An 18631-nucleotide genomic window follows, 5' to 3' on the forward strand; every position below is an offset into this window, starting at 1 on the left:
GATTAGGCTTTAGGCTTTAGGCTTTAGGTTTTAGGTATTAGGCTTTAGGTATTAGGCTTTAGGTTTTAGGGATTAGGCTTTAGGTTTTAGGTTTTAGGTATTAGGCTATGTTTGCGAAATAACAAGTGGCAAAATTGTAGCGATACTGAATTGGTGTGGCTCTCCAACCTAAAATCCAAAATTCACAATGGCATTAATCGATCGAATTTTATGATGAAAACTAAGTTTTTTTTGATGTTACTCGCTGTGAGTGGACTTTGCTGGAGTGCGAATAGTGCTTCTGCGGTAATGGTAACACCGACGATCGCCGAGCGGCAGAATGCTAATCTGAGTCGAACTATGGCTGAATTAATTGGTTTCGATCGAGATACTTATAGTTTGATAGAAATGGCCGTCGATCGGGCTTTAATAGCACAACAGGTTAACGTGGTTCCCCTTCCTCAAATTCGGACTGCTGGCGTGCCAGTTGCCAAGCCGCCAGAGGCAAGTCAGATCGATAAAAAACCACTGATTGGTGGTAAATGGGAGGCTCCAACGGATCTAAAAATCGGTCAAATCAAAACTAAGAAAACTACATCCGATCGGCCCCAACCTGCTGGCGGTATCAAAGTTAAGAAGAAGTAATCGACGCCGATCTTTTTTAGCAATTTCTACCTTTCCGAAATGACGATCGAGGAAATTGTATGAATATTTACATTCCTCTATCCTCTGGTTCTGTGATGAAAACTAAGTTTTTATTAGCCTTACTGACACTGACTGGGTTACTTATGGGTGCGAACGGTGCGGTTGCCGCGACGGGAGCGTCAACCGAAAATAGCCAGCAGATTACCAATCTCAGTCGGACTATTGCTAAATCGATCGATCTCGATGGCAATTATGACAATTTAATTGAGTTGGCAATTAACCGCGCGCTACTCGCACAAGGAGAGAAAAACGGTATTGCTGTTGGCGAACCCAATGGGCCAATTGTGAATGGCATCATTGTCAATCCCCATCGACCCATTATTAATGGTCGATATGCCAACCCCAAAGGGCCAATTATTAATGGCAAAATCGAGAATCCTCATGGGCCAATTATTAATGGCAAAATTGCCAACCCCAACAAATTGCCAATTATTAACGGCATTATTGCCATCCCCAATCGCTAATAATTAGCGCATATTTTCAGTCTTCAACGATGTCAATTAAGGTTACTTATTATGTCAGAGCGTCAGTCAAATAGATCGTCAACATCCCTGATGTGTCCGAGTGCGGATGCCGAAATGTCTGGTAGTGTAATTTTTGGCATCGTCGTCGGCACGCCGGAAGAACCTCATGTAGTTCATCTCGATCGAGTCAAACCCATTCCCCCAGAGTTATTAGCTCTCGATGCACCCGTAAAGCCTGCGGAAATGTTTCGGATCGCCGCTACCTGTATCGAAAATGGTTGCGCGCATTTTGATGGTACTAAATGTCGCCTCACCGCCCGTATTATCGATGGCTTACCTCCTGTAACCGATCGTCTCCCCGCCTGTGCCATTCGCGCTACTTGTCGCTGGTGGTACCAAGAAGGTGCCGCCGCTTGTCTCCGCTGTCAGCAAGTAGTCCGCGACAATTACGTCGCCTCTGAGGAGTTGATTCACGCGATCGATCCTTCTGTTTATGAAGATTGAGTTAGGTGGCGAGCGATCTAATCCAACTTTGGGACTTACAGCAAATTCCGTTCAAATGAACCACCTTTGGTAGGGTGTGTTATCCCGTTAGGGTAACGCACCATCCTAGATTTTGGTGTGGTGTATTAGATCTCAAACCGCTGTAAGTCGAGATCGGTACCCTAGACTTTTTTCCATTCGTCAATATAAGCTCGGGCTTTTTTGAAGATCGGACTCTGACTGGAGATTTTTTCGGCTGCGGCAATCGCTTCAGTTAATTTACCGCCATTGGCAAACTTAATTGCCTCAGCCAAGCGAGCTGCATCGGCACCGATGGTTTGAGCTTTGGCATAATCGGGACTACCCTGGGGGATTTGGCTAGCAGCATCGATCGCCGATCGCAAACTAATCTCATCACCTGCTTGAATTTTACGCTCGTCTAGCGATTTAATTGCCACTGCCAATCGCTCGGTTGTGGCTAGATTGGCTTCAGAGTTAGTGGGTGTAGTTGGTGGTAATGACTCGGTGGTATTGCCTGCTGAATTTGTCGCGACAGGAGCGGGTTGAGATTGAGTCCATAGATAGAGCACCGCACCTACTACCACTCCCAATATACAACCGATCGCTAGTTTCAGCCCAGAATTTTTGCTCTGGGCGGGTTGAACTGGCGATCGCATTTCGGCGGGTGGTGTCTGGAGATTGCTAGATGGTACCGACAGATGGGGTTGCACCTTCGGTTTGTCTTCGACGACTGGCTGTGGGACTGGGGGCACACTCTGGTTCGAGATTGCTGGTGCGTGAGAATCGCTCGGTGGGGGTGAAATCGGGTTCGCGATCGTGGCTTCGAGATTGGCACCCTGGATGGGTTGCGGCGTTGGCACGGACGAACCGCTCGGTGGGGGTGAAATCGGGTTCGCGATTGTGGCTTCGAGATTGGCACTCGGTGCTGGTTCTACAGGCGATACCGATCGCCGGATTGTTTCTGATTGAGATGGAACGATGAGGGGATTAATCGCTGTTGGTGCCGAAGGTGGTGGCGAAATCGCGTTGGCGATCGTTTCATCATGATTGGCAGCGGGCGTAGCTTCTGCGTGGGGTCGAGCGATCGTCTGACCTTCTTCGGTAGTGGGAGTATTTAGGGTAGCTTGGAGGGCAAGATTGAATTCGGCTACCGATGCAAACCGGAGATCGGGATTTTTTTCCAGACAACGGCGGGTGACTGCTTCGAGACTAGCTGGCAATCGATCGCAACCGGGCTGCGATCGCAATGGAATCGGTTGCTCGGAGGTATGGGCGATAATCCACGATGCCTCACTCATCGGGCGCGGCTGAATATTGAAACCAAAGGGATCGGCACCACTGAGCATTTCGTAGAGAATCACGCCCAGACTGTAAATATCCGATCTGGCGTCTAGTTCCCGATTTCCCATCATTTGTTCTGGGGAAGCATAGCGTAATGTCCCCAAAAAAGTATGCGTCAGCGTTTGATTTTGACGATCTTTATAGCGAATTTTGGCAATGCCAAAGTCCACAATTTTGATCCATTCCCCTAAATCTGTCGGTTGCAGAAAAATATTATCTGGTTTGAGATCGCGATGAATCACCGCCTCGATATGCTCTCCTCCAGGTAAATTTACCCCTTGATGCGCCTGGAGCAGCCCATTACACACCTGAGAGATAATATTTGCCGTGCGATCGAGTGGCAGTCGCGGCTCGGCACGCAGTAATTCGCCCAAAGTAATCCCGCGCAAATATTCCATCACATAGAAGGGATAGCCTTCAGGCGTGACTCCAGAATCCATAATCTTGACGATATGATCGTTGTGGAGTGCCGCACAAATCGCGATCTCATGCTCGAATCGCTGGATCATTTCTGGTGATTCTACCAGATTATCTTTAAGCAGCTTCAAGGCCACCTGCTGACCGATCCGAGTATCGGTTGCCAAAAAAACGTCTCCCATCCCGCCGCCACCTAAGCGTCGATCCAGACGATACCGCTGGTTATCGCCGAGCGATCGACCGAGCCAGGGATTGGAATAAGAAGGAGAACTCATAGGACAAAAGTCGATCGGAACTGAGGAATTAGAATTTGGATCCTTAAAAGCTAGGCGTGATGCCATCCCAATTAAAGTCATTGAGCCTAAACCCGATCGAGCCTAATTGGAGGGCGGGATTATAGCGGACGATGACATTATAAGTCCGCCGACTATATTCTAAATAATAATCTGTACTGATTTGTTGGCCGGAATCTAAATTAATTGACGATTGAATCCCCAGTCTAAATGGGCCGCTAATTTGTTGATTGATCCCTGCGGATAAAATGCGATTGTCTACGATCCGATCGAATAGAAATGGCGAACTCGTACCGCGAAATTGTTGAAAATATGTGAGATTAAATCCGGTATAGTCGAAAGTTTGCTTAGAGAAATTACCAAACTGTCCTTGAATGCCGACATAATAGCCGACAACTGGTTGGTTTTCGCCATTGCTATAGCTATTAATTGCCCCTTGAATTCCGGTATTAAGCTGAAGATAGGGCACGACTGGAACCGGACTATAATTATAGGTTTCTTTTTCGTTTGGCGGTAAACTTTGCCCCTCCCACAACTTAAAACTTTTACCGAGATTAGCCGAGGCTTGATAGCGATTGAGCGAGACTAGATCGTTGGTGCGATTGGCCCCGAGCAGATTTGGCCGATCGGTATTGGCATTAATGGCCTGTGCGCCAAGTTGATAGTTTAAGCTGATACCCGTGTTGCCGAGCGGAATAAAAGGAGAAGTTAAAACGGCACCAATACTCGATTGGATATCTTGATCTCTTAACGAACCATTAAAAACACGCTGTCTGTAAGCCGCATCGGCTGTAAATACATGGGGATATTCAAATAAATTGAGAGTTTGTCTGACTGCAACTTGGCCGCGAAAATTCTCGCTAATCTTATCGAAATTTAAGCCTGCTAAGGCTGCTGATGCTAGCAGTGTGGTATTTGGGCTTAAATTGCCTTCGATACTAGTTTTAACGCCAAACGACGCCGGATCGAAAAATTTCAAGCCAGTTACGGCGCGCTGGACGAAATATTGGGGTGTAATTGTCAGCTTAAATCGCGAATCGAAAACTGGGTAAAAAGCATTTTCAATAAAGAAGCCACCCCGCTCCTGTCCGTCAAATCCAAAATTGAAAGGGTTGGAACTTTTACCGAGTCTATTGATGACTAATCGATCGCGGAAGATCGGGGATAAGGGTATATCAAAGTTATTTTCGACGGTAATCCGCGCATTGCTGGTGAGAATTTCGTCTTCTTCACTATTAATCGTCCTAAACTGAGCGCGATCGGCTTTAACTTGGAGTTCTGGGGGCGAAAATGGATCGTTGGTAATCCGAATTTTTTCGGCAATTACTCGATCGCCAGTGAAATCAACTTTATCCGCCTGAAAGCGCAGTCGCGTCAACGTCCCACCTGTCGGTCTGAGCGTCGGCTGCATATCGATATCGCGTTCGCTGGTGTTGATGCCAACCGAGCCGGGATTGCGAATATTGGTGACTGGTTGATCGTTCCGCAATCGATCGCTCAGGAGGATCTCGGTAAATGGTTTCTCGCCTGCGGGAGTGGGGACAGATGCTGGCGAAACGAGATTGAGATCCCGAACTAGTGTCGGCTGGTAAATATCCCCACGCGCCTCGACAATGCTACCGCGATCGTCTTCAAAGTTATATTCAAATTGCGTCCCGTAGAGAATCTGCTTGCCCCGTACTAGCGTGACATTCCCGTCAGCAGTGGCAATTTTGGTGAGGAGATTGACTCGCAATCGATCGGCAGTCAGTAGGGCTTTATTGAAGCGTACCACTACTTTTCCGGTCGCTGTAATTATTTGGCTGGTATTGTCAAATTCTTGTTGTTCGGCATCAAGTTCGATCTTGTTGCCATTTGGTGCCGCGATATTAGTCGTGGGCGGCTCTTGAGGGCCATTTTGGACGATCGTATAGGTCAAGGGTGCCGATTTGGCAACCAAGATGCTGTCTGTACTTGGCGATGGAGCCAGAGAACCCGCTAGCACGGGACGTAGAGAAATGTCGATCGAGTAGTAGGACAATAGTAATAAATACTGGGCGGCTTTCCAGGTGCGCCGAGCCATATACCGATCTAACTTTTTCCCCACGCTGTTACTCCCGATGTTTCGCTATTTGTCCGAACTATATTATTCAGACAGATCGCGGCGGCTGGGGTTCCGTGAAGGATCGTTTGATAAGAAACCAAAGATGAATACGAGCAGAAATGCTGCTACTACAATATTAACTACGATTTTTAACGTGCCCATCGATCGATTATCTCCGTGGATGTACTTTACAATACTCTATATCATAACTGATGACCGACGTCTTGCGATCCGTTTCAACACCCGCAAGCGGTTGACATTGGCAATTTCTTGCATGTCTTGCAAAATTTAGAGTAGGGTCAATAATTGCCCTACCCCGCATCCACTTAGCTGCTAGCGAGTTCCGCTGGAGCGGTTGTTGTTACCTGCGACTTACTCAGGAACGCGACGCATTCTACATGTGCGGTTTGGGGGAAGAAATCGGCAGGCTGGACGAGATCGATCTGGTAGTTACCTTGCTCGCAGAGGATTTGTAAGTCGCGAGCCAGAGTGGAGGGTTTGCAACTGATATAGATGATTTGTGCTGGCTGCATGTCTGTGAGCGCGTCGAGGACGGCACGATCGCAACCCGTGCGGGGCGGATCGAGCAACACGACATCGGCTTGCATGTCTAGTTCTGGTAATAATTCTTCAACTTCCCCAGTACGGAATTCGACATTATTAATGCCATTGAGTCGGGCATTGGCTCTGGCTTGAATTACTGACGCACTGTGAACTTCGATGCCCATGACGCGTTTGACACGCTTAGAGAGTGGTAGCGTAAAAGTACCGATCCCACAATAAGCATCGATCAGCGTTTCGGTACCTGTGAAGCCAGCTCGATCGACAATTAGATCTAGCACGGCTTCGGCTTGCTCGGTATAGATCTGAAAGAAGGTATCGCCTTTAAGTTGAAACTGTAAGTTACCAAAAGTCTCACAAATAAATTCGCGCCCAGCCACGCACCGAGTTTCGGTACCGAAGATATTATTAGTCGGTCGATCGTTAAGATTGAGACAGACGCCGACGAGCTTGGGATAACGCTGCATCCAGCGTTGCGCTTGTCCTTCTATATCGGGAATATTTAAATCTGTTACTACCAATGTCAACAAAATTTCCCCAGTCCGTCGTCCGATCCGCAGTAATAAATGCCGAAATTTGGGGCGATCGTCGGGGATATCGATAACTTCGGTAACAGTCGGACGGTTGCGGAGCTTGGGTTTGGGGATACCGCGCTCGCTCACGCCTGCATCTTGCTCTTGAGAAACGAGGATCTGCACTCCAGTACGACGCGAACCTGGTTCTCTGGCTCCTTTACTCTCTGGTTGATAGATTTGCCAACCCCGATCTTGAATATCTTGTTTGATCTCGGCGAGCAGCGGATTCAGCCGCTCGTCTTGTACCGGACATTGATTGAGATTGACGATTTGATGGGTACCCTTACGATAATAGCCAGCTTTGACAGTACCGGAGTCGCTGACGCCGAGCGGATAGGTAACTTTATTACGATAGGCAAAGTTGCCGCGTGCGCCGACAATCGGCGCGACGGGAGGCTCGGCAAATCCACCAATGCGTTTGAGAGCTTGTAATACTTGATTTTCTTTAGCTGCGAGCTGATAGTCATAGTCAATATGTTGCAACTGACAGCCGCCGCACTTATCCGCCACGATACAACTGGGGCGCACGCGGTGCGGGGAAGCCTCGATGACTTCTAATAATTTGCCGTGGGCGTACTGACGTTTGACATGAGTAATTCTGGCGGTAATGCGATCGCCTGTAACTGTATCGGGAACGAACACGACTCGCTCGTTTACTCGCCCTACGCCCTCACCACTCTCGCTGACATCGACGATCTGGATTTCTACCACATCGCCTTGTTTCATAGAATGGCTGTTGACAGGCAGTTCGCTCGAACTGTCAGTAGGCAAATTTTCAGGAAACATGATGTGTTTACGCACAAGAGAGCAATCTACTAGGATAGCAGTTATTGAGGAGGGATGCGATAAAATAAATAGGTTCGATCGATCGGCCAAGCAGATTATCTTTCGATCGAGTTTGGTTGCGGTTGTTTCACTCGGACGCAACGGTAATTGAGATGGTGAGAGCTGTTCGAGATATTGTAATTTTTAGATGATTGAATTTAGCGTTGGTAACTATAGATCGTTTAAAGATGTTGTAACTTTTAGCATGGTTGCAGCACCAATTCCTCATGAAGACGAAACGACAGATCTAAATAATGTATTTGCGATCGCCCAAGATATCGATTTACTAAAAAGTGCTGCCATTTATGGCGCAAATGCCAGTGGCAAAAGTAATTTAATAAGAGCAATTGCTTTTGTGAAAAGTTTTGTACTGAACTCCGCTATAGGTAGACGGGTTAAAGAACCAATTGAAACGGAAGTATATAAACTGAGTAAGGATACTGAAAATGAGCCATCTTATTTTGAAATTATATTCTCACTCGGTAAGAATAGGTATCGCTATGGCTTTGAAGTCGATCGCCACAGTATCAAATCTGAATGGTTATATCAGACATTGACAATTACAGAAAGTGAATTATTTTCACGTGAGGGAAAGGACATCAACGTATCAAAAAATTTTGAAGAAGGACAAGATTTAGCCAATAGAACAAGAGCTGATGCTCTATTTCTATCTGTCGTAGCCCAATTTGCTGGTGATATAGCTACAGATATCACGGACTGGTTTGATTCATTGGTTATCATCTCTGATATAGATGATGAAGTTTTTTGTAAAACCATAACTGATAATATTGTAATTGAAGATAATAATGGTAGGCAATATATAAAAGATCTAACAAAGAGTTTAGATCTTGGAATCGAAGATATTAACTTGTTTAAAATACCGATTGACGCTGAACAAAGTTCATTTAGATATGAAATTAAAACTACCCACTGGAAGTACGATGCTGAAGGTAACAAGCTATCATTAGAAAAATTTGATATTGGAAAAGAAGAATCGGCTGGCACTCAAAAACTTTATGGGTTGTCAGGTATGCTAATGAATTTGATAAGAATTGGAGGTATATTGATAGTTGATGAATTAGATGCTAGATTACATCCATTAATTACTTGCGCGATCGTCAGGCTATTCAATTCTTCTAAAACCAATCCCAATAATGCACAATTAATATTCACGACCCACGATACCAATTTACTAAGCTGTAACTTATTTCGGAAAGACCAAGTTTGGTTTACCGAAAAGAATCGTTATGGAGCAACCGATCTATATTCATTAGTAGAGTATAAAATCCCATGGCAGGCTAGCTTCGAGCAAGATTATATTGCTGGTAAATATGGCGCAGTGCCGTTTATTGGTGATTTGAGTCGGTTGTTGGGTAAAAAATAATATGTCTAGGAATAGAGATCGTCGATCGCAGTCACGTTCAGAAAAAGGTCTTACAAATAGAGAAGTAGCTACTAGAGATACCATTCCAACTTTTCTCATTGTCTGTGAAGGTGAAAAAACTGAGCCGAATTATTTTAAAAGTTTCCCTGTCAGTACTAGACCAGAAGTTACAATTGTCGGGGCTGGATGCGAAACGATTTCGGTAGTCAATAAGGCAATCGAGTTAATGACAGCCAAAAAATTCGATCGAGTGTGGTGTGTATTCGATCGAGATCCATCTAAGGTTAACAACACCGCACCTAGATTTAGAGAAGCATTGAAAATAGCAGCGAAGAAAAATATTAATGTTGCCTATTCCAATGAGTGCTTTGAAATTTGGTATTTATTACATTTTAACTATGTTGATACTGGCATACCGAGAAGTGACCACAAGAAAAAATTGACTAAATCACTAAACTGTGATTACGAGAAGAATAGTGATGATATGTATGTGAAACTTGAAGATAAGCAGCCTCAAGCAATTAAACACGCCAAAATTTTATTAGCCAGTTACGAGCCGCACGATCCGGAAAGCGATAATCCTGCTACCACCGTTCATCTTCTGGTTGAAGAGTTGAATCGATACATTCGTTGAGATCGGAGGAGTCCACTAAGCAACAACTTCTAATTAATTCTCAAATATGCCGCGTCCTAATTATGGTAATGCTGTCAAACAACGCACCGTGCAATTCTTCGCGGTGTTGGTTGACTATGCCAATGATGAATTAGCTGCTGACGAACGCCAGTTGGAGAGCTTACAGCGGGATATTCAACTGCATTGGCAAACTTCCCAGCGGTGTGTAATTCGGACGAAAGTTAGATATCTCGAACAGCTAACTAAATTAGCAGGTACGACACTAACTGGGGAACAGATCAAGGAAGCGATTAAATGTTTGACTGATTTTCTGGAGATTGTCGAAGATAATCGTGCGAGCAAGGGTGGCTCGGAAACTTGGCATTTTACCCTCAATTTGTGGTACGACAGATTCGATCGAGCGGCTAATCTCGATCGATTTTCGCGGGAATGGGATTGCCGGAAGTCGCCGCAACCTTCGATCGATAGCAAACCAGCAGTATCTAATTTAGATTACTGGTGGGAACTAGTCCGATCGAGTCTGAATACTCAACAATATCACCGGATTACCACCAATCCCCTGATGGGAGAGGATCGACTGAAATTTAGTCTCGAAGAGGTCTATGTGCCCCTAGACTTGATGGAAAGACAGCGCGCTGTAATGTTTGAGGTACAAGCGGGTATCGATGGTACTGGGGAGGAAAATGGGTTAAATAGCATTGGCGATCTGGATCTCGATCGATTGCTAGATCGACTAGTCACCAATTCAGAACCCAATCGAATTGGCATTATCGGCGAACCAGGTTCGGGTAAAACTACCTGTTTGCAAAAGTTAGCCGCTGGATTGCTCGATCTGCAATTGCTCCCAATTTGGATTTCGCTTGCCGATCTTCAGAGCAAAACTTTGGAAGATTATCTGTTACAAGACTGGCTCAAACTTGCCACGCGCCAGATCGCGATCGCACCGCAATTGCAACAAGATTTTGCATCGCAATTCGAGAGTGGGAAAGTCTGGTTGCTGCTCGATGCTGTCGATGAAATGGCAATCGATGCGAGTATCGCCCTCACGAGTATCGAGCGACAATTGCGCGGCTGGATTGGCTCGGCTCACGTCATTTTGACATGTCGATCGAATGTTTGGGATAGTGGTAAAAACGCGCTAGAAAATTTTAGTACCTATCGCAATCTTAGTTTGAGCGATGGTTATCGCGGCTCGCCCGATCGAGTGCGACAATTTATTCAAGGCTGGTTTCGCACTCAGCCAAATCTGGGCGAAAATCTCAGTACCGAACTAGCACAACCTCAATATCAACGGTTGCGCGATGCCATTAAAAATCCGCTGCGATTGGCTTTATTATGTCGCTATTGGTTGCTAACTCAAGGTAAATTACCCAGTACTAAAGCTAGTTTGTATCGACAATTTACCGATACTATTTATGCGTGGAAACAAGATCGGTTTCCGACTAGTTTGGCGCAACGTCAACAGTTAAATTCGGCTTTAGGGAAATTAGCCTTGCAAGCACTCAGCTTAGAGTCACCAGGGGAAACCCAAGAACGAGTGAGATTTAGACTGCACGAGCATACCGTTTTAGAATTACTCTCGCCAGATCTGCTCGAATTAGCATTACAACTAGGCTGGTTGAACCAAGTTGGTATTTCTGCTAGTACGGGAGCCAAAATTTATGCCTTTTATCATTCCACTTTCCAGGAATATTTTGCCGCTCGATCGATCGACGATTGGCACTACTTTTTGGCGGGAACTACTACCAATCACTCGCCAATTTTTAGTCCTTATTGGCAAGAGACTATTCTATTTTGGTTTGGGAGAGCAGATATTGCCGTCTGTGATAAGGAAGCATTTATCGGTGCATTAATCGATTTCGAGCGATCTTATGGCGGGGTTTTTCACTTTTACGCCTACAAATTGTCGATCGATTACTACAGTGGCGGTTCGCTAAATTTATGCCCGAGCAAAACACCTGGAAATTTTATCCCTTACCAGTTCAAGATGGCGCGAGAACATCGCTCAGAAAAACCGATCGATCGGCAGCAATTGCTGGGCTAGAAAAACTAGTCCAAACTGTCGAAAGTCCGTTCGTATGTTGGCAAGCAGCACACAGTTTGGGCAAAGTATTCGATCCGGGAAATGAGATTGCGATTGCGGCCTTAATTAGAGCTACAGGACTAGTTTCGCATAGCGATCTCCTCATCAAGATTTGCGAATCATTAACTAAAATCGATCCTAATTATAATGAGACTGCGATCGCTACTCTGGTTGATATTATCCACAGTAAAAAAACAGTAGCTTTAACTCGAAAAGCTGCCTTCACGCTAGGTAAAGTATTACTAGAATCAGCCGCGATTCTCATGCTGAGAGGCTACGCCAACGATAACCATAATTCATTACTTATCCTCGCGATCGATACGCTCGTTCGCATCATTGAATCTGGAAATTCGTCGCCCGCACCAAGCCCACGCCACCACGCAGATGGTATGGCGGCAATAGAAAATCTCCGCCAGATCGCACCCACCCATCCAGCAACACAACAGCAATTTATTGACGCTCGCACGTTGCCGAGCAGCACCCACAATCGGCGAAAAAAAGTAGCTCGCACCCAAAATATCGAGATCGCGATCGCCAAAATCGAACAAAAACTAATAACTATTAATAATGTCGAATCTCAACGCCGTTATGCTTATCAATTAGGCAAATTTCAACCCGGACATCCATTAGCGGTGGACTTTTTATTAAAGCTACTTTCTACTCCCCAGTCTAAGAGTTTTTACAAATTAACTGCTGAATATCTCAAAGAAATAGCATTAATCGAACAATTACCCCTAATTGTCGATCGCTTAAAAAGTCAAGTCATAGCAGTAGCAGCAGGCGATCGATCTGCTTGTGCGATGGCATGTTATAAATTACTCTGGTATTGTGCAGAACAAATACCCGATCGACAATTCACCCAAATTTGGGATCGGTAAATTATCTATTCTATGCTTACGTAAAAAACGATCGAACTAAGTTCGATCGTTTGTTGAAATGCCAAAGATTTAATTATTTTCCAGTCGCTCCTTGAGGGTTTCAAGAATGCCCCAGCGACTATCGAGGGTTTCGGCCTTTTTTGCTGGTTCGGGGATGGGTGTCCCGACAGGACTGATACCCACACAATCTAGATTGCACAACTGTCTCAGGGGAACGGCTAGACACAATTGCTCGTACAGCCACACATCTGGTGGAAAATGGCCGTCGGGTGGTAAAGATTCTACCAAGTCTTCTAGCTCTGATTTAACTTCGACGCCGTGTCGTGCTGGTTCTTCAGGCTCTGCTTCGAGCCAAATAATTTCATTTGTATCTAGCACCAGTCGGTGGTTGTATTGTTGCAAGCAGCGATCGCATTTGAGGGTAATGATTGTCTCTGCCTGTGCCCAGACTTCTAAATATGTCCCCCCATGTTTGACAATTATTTTACCTCTGACAGGCGTGAGGGTTTCAAAGTCAGGAATGAGTCGATCGACGATAATCTCTAGGGTGCGATCCTTTCGATTTGCTAGTTGGGGTATGTATAGTGGTTCCATCGGTCAAAGGGGAAAGAAGTAGAAAAGTAGATTCGCGACTACTCTTAAGATAGTCGCAATCGTTGATTTCCCACACGTACAAAGTCGATTAGATTAATCTTAATTAATAAATATCCTTTAGTTGCCGTTCTCTAGATCTCCGGCTGGCTGTGGCGGAGCATCGTCGGGAGTTTGCGCTAATTTGATGACCAATCGTCGATCGGGTTCTTGGCCGCGACTGTATGTTGCTAGATCTTGATAATCAGCCTCAGTGTCAAAAAAAGTGTGCATCTGACGACGTTCTGCTGAAGACATTGGTTGCAGAATAACTTCTTTTCCTGTCGTCCGCACCCGAGTTGCTGCTTCATCGGCGATGGCTTTGAGCGCGATCGCGCGACGGTGACGATAGCCGTCTAATTCGATCGTGTATCCAGCTTGTAAATCAGCTTCTTGATGGATATTGAGACTAGCATTTGCTAAATATTGAATCGCATCGATGGTGGCACCGTCGGTACCGATCAGGTGTTCGATCTGGACTGGCGTGAGTTTGTCTCGATCGATCGTCAGCCAGTAATTGGCCGCACTGGTATGTTCTGGCTGTTGAATATCTACTGTAGTCGCAATTCCAGCTAGGCTCAGTAGTTTTTCCAACCACTGTTGGCCGCGTTCTAGGCGTTGGTCTGTCATGAGGCTTGATAGCTTTAGGCTTTAGGTGGTAGATTTTAGGAAAAAGGCTTTAGGCTTTAGGCTTTAGGCTTTAGAAAATAGGGCACGAAAGACTTAAGAACGCATTTCAAAAACCTAAAGCCTAAAGTCTTCTTCCTAACGCCTAAAGCCTAATACCTAAAGCCTACTTTATGTTGCTTTCTTCTTCTTCTTCGCTTTCTCGAAGGGAAGTTCCTCGCGATCGCCACTATCTTTAGGCTTTTCGCGTTCTTGTTGCTCGACCAGTTTTTGTAAATCTGGCGGTAAGGGTTCGCGATTGACTAGATAAGTTTGAGCGAGTTGAAAGACGTTACCGATCGCCATGTACATCAGTACCCCCGCAGGCAAGGGGAAGAATAAAAACATCCCCGAAAAGATAATCGGCGTGAATTTATTGACAGCTTGCTGTTGTTGAGCAGCAGCATCATCGGCAGCCGGAGTAGCAGTGCTACTCGATAAGTTTTGGCTGACATAGAGACTCAAGCCAAAAAAGACGATCATGGCAATGATATCCCAGTGGATTTTGCCATCTGGATCGATCGCGCCAACGTGTCCGAGTGCATCGATAAATAAGAATCCGGTATCGGCAGCAATCCCCGGAATCGTACCTTTCAGGGTCACATCTCCAGGCGCGATCGCTTCAATTTGGCCGTTAGGGGAGACTTTAACATTTTCTATCCCCTTGACGATCGTCCACTCAGGAGTGAGTTTAGAATCGGGATATTGGGCGGCTAATTCGCTAAAAGGTTTACCATCGGCACCTTTAAATTCAACCTGCGCTGTTTGTCCCGCTGCTAAAACATTACCAGTGGGAATGCTGGCAATTACAGGCGCATGAATGTTGGTTGCTAAATAGATATTATGTGGTTCGCTACTAAATGCTTGGGGTTGAATTTGGGCGGTTTGGGCCGCAGGTACTACTTGTAAGTTAACGTTGTACTCGACATTGGAAAATGGAGATCCCCGTAAGGTGGCAAACAGCGCAAACAAGACAGGCATTTGTAAGAGTACTGGCAGACACCCCGCTAACGGATTGCCAAATTCCTTGTACACATCACTCATGGCTTGCTGTTGCTTTGCCGGATCGTCTTTAAACTTTTGCTGAATTTCCTTAACTCGCTTCTGCATCAGCGGTTGAGAGATCTTGGTCTTTCGCATATTGCGAATCGACCCCGCACCCAACGGATAGAGCGCGAAACGAATTACCAAGGTTAAAGCGACGATCGCCAAACCATAGCTAGGCACGATTCCATAGAAAAAATCTATAATCGGCAGCATTATATTGTTGGAAATAAATCCGATTCCAAAGTCCATTGTCAACTAGGTGTTAGGTATTAGGTGTTAGGTATTAGGTGTTAGGTATTAGGTGTTAGGTATTGGGTAAATATCGACCATGAACTAAAGCCTTGCTTGGTGAAACACATGCGCAGGAGCGGCTCGCTCCGGTCGAGAAACCCGATCGTGGAAGCGAGACAAGACAGATCTCCGCATGATTTCATCCGCAAAGCCTAAAACCTAATCCCTAAATTAGGTGGTTTGAGTGGCAGCAGCTTCTGCTTTTTCCGCTACGCTGACTAGGGGTTGCCCAGTTTTAGCGAGGACTCGCTCGTTAATATAATCGTATATTTCGCGATAGCGAGGGAGAGAACGTAACTCCAGACGACTGCCATCTTTGAGAGTTACTACCATATCTCCCCAAAATCCTAACCCACGCGGGATAGTTAGTGCGTCCGTAATTTCCGAATAGACGAGATCGGTTCGATCTTTGCCCATCCACCCACCAGTTACGGAAATCCGTCGATCGGTAATTTTATATCTCAACCAGATCGCTCTGACGATCGAACCGATCGTCAGCGGGATGAAAATTACGAATGTTGCTAAAAATAAATTGAAAATCAGATCCCCAATATGTGGGCCACCTTCATAAAACGTTTCTTCTTTAATACCCATCAAGTACCTCAGCGGCTGTCAATAACTGCTCTAATTCTCGCAAAATTTCGACATATTCGCATCCCTGCGCCGAAGGTCGGACGCCGATGACGATCGACCACCCACTGTGAATCTGCGGCAAAAGCTGACGCACAGCGGCTTTCACTTGTCGTTTGAGCAGATTGCGAACTACTGCTTTTTTACTGACTTTTTGACTAACAGAAATCCCAAACCGAGTAGCAGGTAGATTTTCGGCAGGGGCATCTGGCATGTGTCGCAAACTTCTAAGCGTCAAGTGCGCTTGTTGATGGCGTTTGCCTTGCTGATAAACTTTTTGAAAATCTTGCCTGCGTCTGAGTCGATGGGGTTTAGGCAATGACACGAGTTGCTATTATTTTCGATTTCCTGGTAGACAAAGATCTACACAGACAACCGATGCCGTCCTCTGGCTCTACGTGCTTTGATGACTTTTTGTCCGGTACGCGACCGCATCCGCGCTCTGAAACCAGATGTTCTTTTTTGTTTGCGGTTAGTACCGCCGAGAGTACGCTTTGTCATACGTTAGATTCGCTCGAATTAACTAATTATTAATACACTGTAGGCAAAAAAGCCACAATGTACTAGTATAACAGCTATTCTACCCGATAGCGGATCGGTACTCGATAACGAGTTTTAAGTATGAAATTTAATTGGTTGGTTATTGGTGCATTTTCGATCGCCTTGGGGATTGTCGATCGCCCGAGCTTGGCGATCGATAACAGCTTAAATGGCGACAGTTTTCGGTTGCCTAGCGGTAATATTGCCTGCTATCTTTCGGATAATAATTATCTGCGCTGCGACATCCGCAGTGGTCTAAATCCCAAACCCAAGTCTCCATGCCAGCTAGATTGGACGGGAATATCGCTCGATCGTAATCGTCCAGCGCAACCTGCTTGTGCTGGCGATACTGTCTTTGGATCTTATCCGGTACTAAATTATGGCAGTACTTGGAGGCGAGCCGGACTGAGATGTACGGCTAGAACTACTGGTTTGACTTGTCTGAATTCTCGCCAGCATGGTTTTTTCCTTTCTCGATCGCAGTGGCAAGTTTTTTAAGATGACGGCGATCGAGAACGCCGCTCTCAATTTCTGGGCAGATCGGACGTAAGATATAATCAATAGTGAGCGATTCTCCTTCCCAGAGAATCTGCCAACGGCGTGTAACTCTCTAAATTCAGAGGTTGCACCCACGATATTATGGCAACTGCTCTTTTGCGATCGTTACGCCAACATCTATTCTATGAACTCCGACGGAACTGCAAATCCCAAATCAGATCTCAAATCGCCAAACCGATCGCCAGAAATCATTGATGTCAGTGTGGTAGAAGAAGAGATCTCGCCAGTATCGGAGCCGCTCGAAGATGTCTGGAATAATAATGATGAGGTAAAGACGCAACCGCCCGTAACTCCCGTTGCTGAAGAACCGCAAGTAGCCACACCCACACCTGCGATCCCATCACCACCCAAAACGTCAGCACCACCAGAGCCACCAGAGCCAGCAGCACAAACCCCCACGCTCGACGATAATTGGGCGGTATTGTTAGATGAAATCGGCCAAGAGCTAGATCCAGAGCCAGAAGCCAGCATCAACTCTAGCGAAGCGGCTACTGCCAAAATGACAAATCTACTGCGCACGGAGTCCCAGATCGCCGCAGAAATCGTCAAGCTCAGAGCTACTCAAGCCCAACTGCAACAACAAATCATCGATACCCAGACGAGTTTCGGGCACATCATTCAAACTTCAGTAACCGAACTCGAACAACGTCGCCAAAAACTGCAAATCTCCGTCGAACAACTCGAACGCAGACGCGATCGCCTCAAGGAAGAAATTAGCAAAAGCTTTGCTGGGGCATCTCAAGATGTAGCGATCCGCCTCCAGGGATTCAAAGATTACCTCGTTGGTAGTCTGCAAGATTTAGTCGTCATCGCCGAAGAAATCGAATTTCCCCAACCACCACCAGCCCAAATCCGGCTGCAAACACCACTCCCCAAGACACCCGCCACTCAACCACAACCTGCATCGAAAGATCGATCGTCGCCCCAATTTACCGAACCTGCATTTAAAGCAACTGCGGGCAAAGTTCGCGCCGCGATCGATCGCTATCGGAGTGCGCCCGATTACTACGCTCCGACTTGGCAACTGCGCCGCACCCTCGAAGCAGTTCATGCAGACAAGGTTTCGGACTGGTTTTTTACCAAAGATGGACGGGGAGCCGTCCGCACCATGGGTAGCCGCCTCCAGAATATCTTAATAGCAGCAGCAGCAGTATCGGTATTGCGAGAGCTATATGGAGACTATCTCCGCACTCTCGTCCTCGCCAACCTCCCCGAACGCCTCGGCGACTGGCGACGAGGCTTTCAAGACTGTTTGGGACTCTCCAAGCCCGATTTTGGCGGCAATGGGGGTATTATTTTATTTGAAGATCCCGAAGCTCTGATCCAAAAAGTCGATCGGATTGTCGCTAATAAGGAAATGCCATTCATTATCATCGATAATTCTGAAGGCCAAATCAGTCTCTCGATCTTGCAATATCCTCTCTGGCTAGCCTTCGCACCCGATCCCGATCGACAGATCGATGATTTTCGGGAGTACAGGTAGAGGGGTGGATGGGTGGATGAGTGGATGGGTGGATGGGTAATAGAGCAATTCCCTCTCCCC

The 18631-nt window shown here is 46.1% G+C and carries 19 protein-coding genes; 9 read left to right on the forward strand and 10 right to left on the reverse strand.

What is annotated here, in order from left to right:
- Positions 1–210 precede the first annotated feature (210 nt).
- The 3 genes from C7B77_RS06675 to C7B77_RS06685 are packed head-to-tail and all read left to right on the forward strand — an operon-like array spanning position 211 to position 1652.
- On the forward strand, positions 211–624 hold the full coding sequence (locus C7B77_RS06675) for a hypothetical protein (RefSeq protein WP_146138211.1): 414 nt from the start codon (positions 211–213) through the stop codon (positions 622–624).
- Positions 625–683: 59 nt separating this feature from the next.
- Positions 684–1148 (forward strand): hypothetical protein, encoded by a 465-nt coding sequence (locus C7B77_RS06680; protein WP_106301842.1) that lies wholly within the window; start codon positions 684–686, stop codon positions 1146–1148.
- Positions 1149–1199: 51 nt separating this feature from the next.
- On the forward strand, positions 1200–1652 hold the full coding sequence (locus tag C7B77_RS06685; protein ID WP_245894092.1) for a nitrogen fixation protein: 453 nt from the start codon (positions 1200–1202) through the stop codon (positions 1650–1652).
- 161 nt (positions 1653–1813) lie between these two features.
- Here the strand turns inward: C7B77_RS06685 and C7B77_RS06690 are convergent, their stop codons facing one another.
- The 4 genes from C7B77_RS06690 to rlmD all read right to left on the reverse strand — a co-directional run bounded on the left by C7B77_RS06690 (position 1814) and on the right by rlmD (position 7648).
- Positions 1814–3685, reverse strand: coding sequence for a serine/threonine protein kinase (locus C7B77_RS06690; protein WP_106301890.1), 1872 nt, complete (start codon positions 3683–3685; stop codon positions 1814–1816).
- A 43-nt stretch (positions 3686–3728) separates the two neighbouring features.
- Positions 3729–5789 carry a DUF3769 domain-containing protein gene (locus tag C7B77_RS06695; protein ID WP_146138212.1) on the reverse strand — a complete coding sequence of 687 codons (2061 nt, stop codon included), beginning with the start codon at positions 5787–5789 and terminating at the stop codon, positions 3729–3731.
- Positions 5790–5828: 39 nt separating this feature from the next.
- Positions 5829–5948 (reverse strand): photosystem II reaction center protein I, encoded by a 120-nt coding sequence (locus C7B77_RS06700; RefSeq protein ID WP_106301851.1) that lies wholly within the window; start codon positions 5946–5948, stop codon positions 5829–5831.
- A 164-nt stretch (positions 5949–6112) separates the two neighbouring features.
- A complete protein-coding gene (rlmD, locus tag C7B77_RS31850) occupies positions 6113–7648 on the reverse strand; it encodes a 23S rRNA (uracil(1939)-C(5))-methyltransferase RlmD (RefSeq protein ID WP_425430815.1) in 1536 nt (511 codons plus the stop codon).
- Positions 7649–7895: 247 nt separating this feature from the next.
- Here rlmD and C7B77_RS06710 point away from each other — a divergent pair, with 247 nt between their 5' ends.
- The 4 genes from C7B77_RS06710 to C7B77_RS06725 are packed head-to-tail and all read left to right on the forward strand — an operon-like array spanning position 7896 to position 12726.
- Entirely contained in the window at positions 7896–9131 is a 1236-nt protein-coding gene (locus C7B77_RS06710; protein ID WP_106301857.1) for an AAA family ATPase, read from the forward strand.
- A 1-nt stretch (position 9132) separates the two neighbouring features.
- Positions 9133–9765: an RloB family protein gene (locus C7B77_RS06715; protein WP_106301859.1), complete on the forward strand. Its 633-nt coding sequence runs from the start codon at positions 9133–9135 to the stop codon at positions 9763–9765.
- A gap of 46 nt (positions 9766–9811) precedes the next feature.
- Positions 9812–11809: an NACHT domain-containing protein gene (locus C7B77_RS06720; RefSeq protein ID WP_106301862.1), complete on the forward strand. Its 1998-nt coding sequence runs from the start codon at positions 9812–9814 to the stop codon at positions 11807–11809.
- Entirely contained in the window at positions 11707–12726 is a 1020-nt protein-coding gene (locus C7B77_RS06725; protein WP_106301866.1) for a hypothetical protein, read from the forward strand. Before C7B77_RS06720 ends, C7B77_RS06725 begins: the two co-directional genes overlap by 103 nt.
- 69 nt (positions 12727–12795) lie before the next feature.
- On the opposite strand, the gene C7B77_RS06730 is transcribed toward C7B77_RS06725, so the two are convergent.
- From C7B77_RS06730 to rpmH, 6 genes are all read right to left on the reverse strand, one after another.
- Positions 12796–13320, reverse strand: a complete 525-nt coding sequence (locus tag C7B77_RS06730; protein ID WP_106301869.1) for a YceD family protein — start codon at positions 13318–13320, stop codon at positions 12796–12798.
- Positions 13321–13437: 117 nt separating this feature from the next.
- Positions 13438–13986 carry a Jag family protein gene (locus C7B77_RS06735; protein ID WP_106301872.1) on the reverse strand — a complete coding sequence of 183 codons (549 nt, stop codon included), beginning with the start codon at positions 13984–13986 and terminating at the stop codon, positions 13438–13440.
- Between the two features lie 168 nt (positions 13987–14154).
- Positions 14155–15318, reverse strand: a complete 1164-nt coding sequence (gene yidC / locus C7B77_RS06740; protein WP_106301875.1) for a membrane protein insertase YidC — start codon at positions 15316–15318, stop codon at positions 14155–14157.
- A 213-nt stretch (positions 15319–15531) separates the two neighbouring features.
- Positions 15532–15954, reverse strand: coding sequence for a PH domain-containing protein (locus tag C7B77_RS06745; RefSeq protein WP_106301878.1), 423 nt, complete (start codon positions 15952–15954; stop codon positions 15532–15534).
- Positions 15944–16315 carry a ribonuclease P protein component gene (gene rnpA, locus C7B77_RS06750; protein WP_106301881.1) on the reverse strand — a complete coding sequence of 124 codons (372 nt, stop codon included), beginning with the start codon at positions 16313–16315 and terminating at the stop codon, positions 15944–15946. The genes C7B77_RS06745 and rnpA overlap by 11 nt, the downstream gene beginning before the upstream one ends.
- Before the next feature lie 38 nt (positions 16316–16353).
- Positions 16354–16491 (reverse strand): 50S ribosomal protein L34, encoded by a 138-nt coding sequence (gene rpmH, locus C7B77_RS06755; protein ID WP_015162297.1) that lies wholly within the window; start codon positions 16489–16491, stop codon positions 16354–16356.
- Between the two features lie 120 nt (positions 16492–16611).
- Here rpmH and C7B77_RS06760 point away from each other — a divergent pair, with 120 nt between their 5' ends.
- Together C7B77_RS06760 and C7B77_RS06765 are read left to right on the forward strand one after the other, a co-directional pair.
- The gene (locus C7B77_RS06760; protein WP_106301884.1) at positions 16612–17028 is read left to right on the forward strand and encodes a DUF6636 domain-containing protein; all 417 of its coding nucleotides are present in this window, start codon (positions 16612–16614) and stop codon (positions 17026–17028) included.
- A 184-nt stretch (positions 17029–17212) separates the two neighbouring features.
- Positions 17213–18571 carry a DUF3086 domain-containing protein gene (locus C7B77_RS06765; RefSeq protein ID WP_106301887.1) on the forward strand — a complete coding sequence of 453 codons (1359 nt, stop codon included), beginning with the start codon at positions 17213–17215 and terminating at the stop codon, positions 18569–18571.
- The last annotated feature ends 60 nt before the right edge of the window (positions 18572–18631 follow it).

Origin of the sequence: Chamaesiphon polymorphus CCALA 037, from assembly GCF_003003845.1 — a bacterium.
Classification (GTDB): Bacteria; Cyanobacteriota; Cyanobacteriia; order Cyanobacteriales; family Chamaesiphonaceae; genus Chamaesiphon; species Chamaesiphon polymorphus.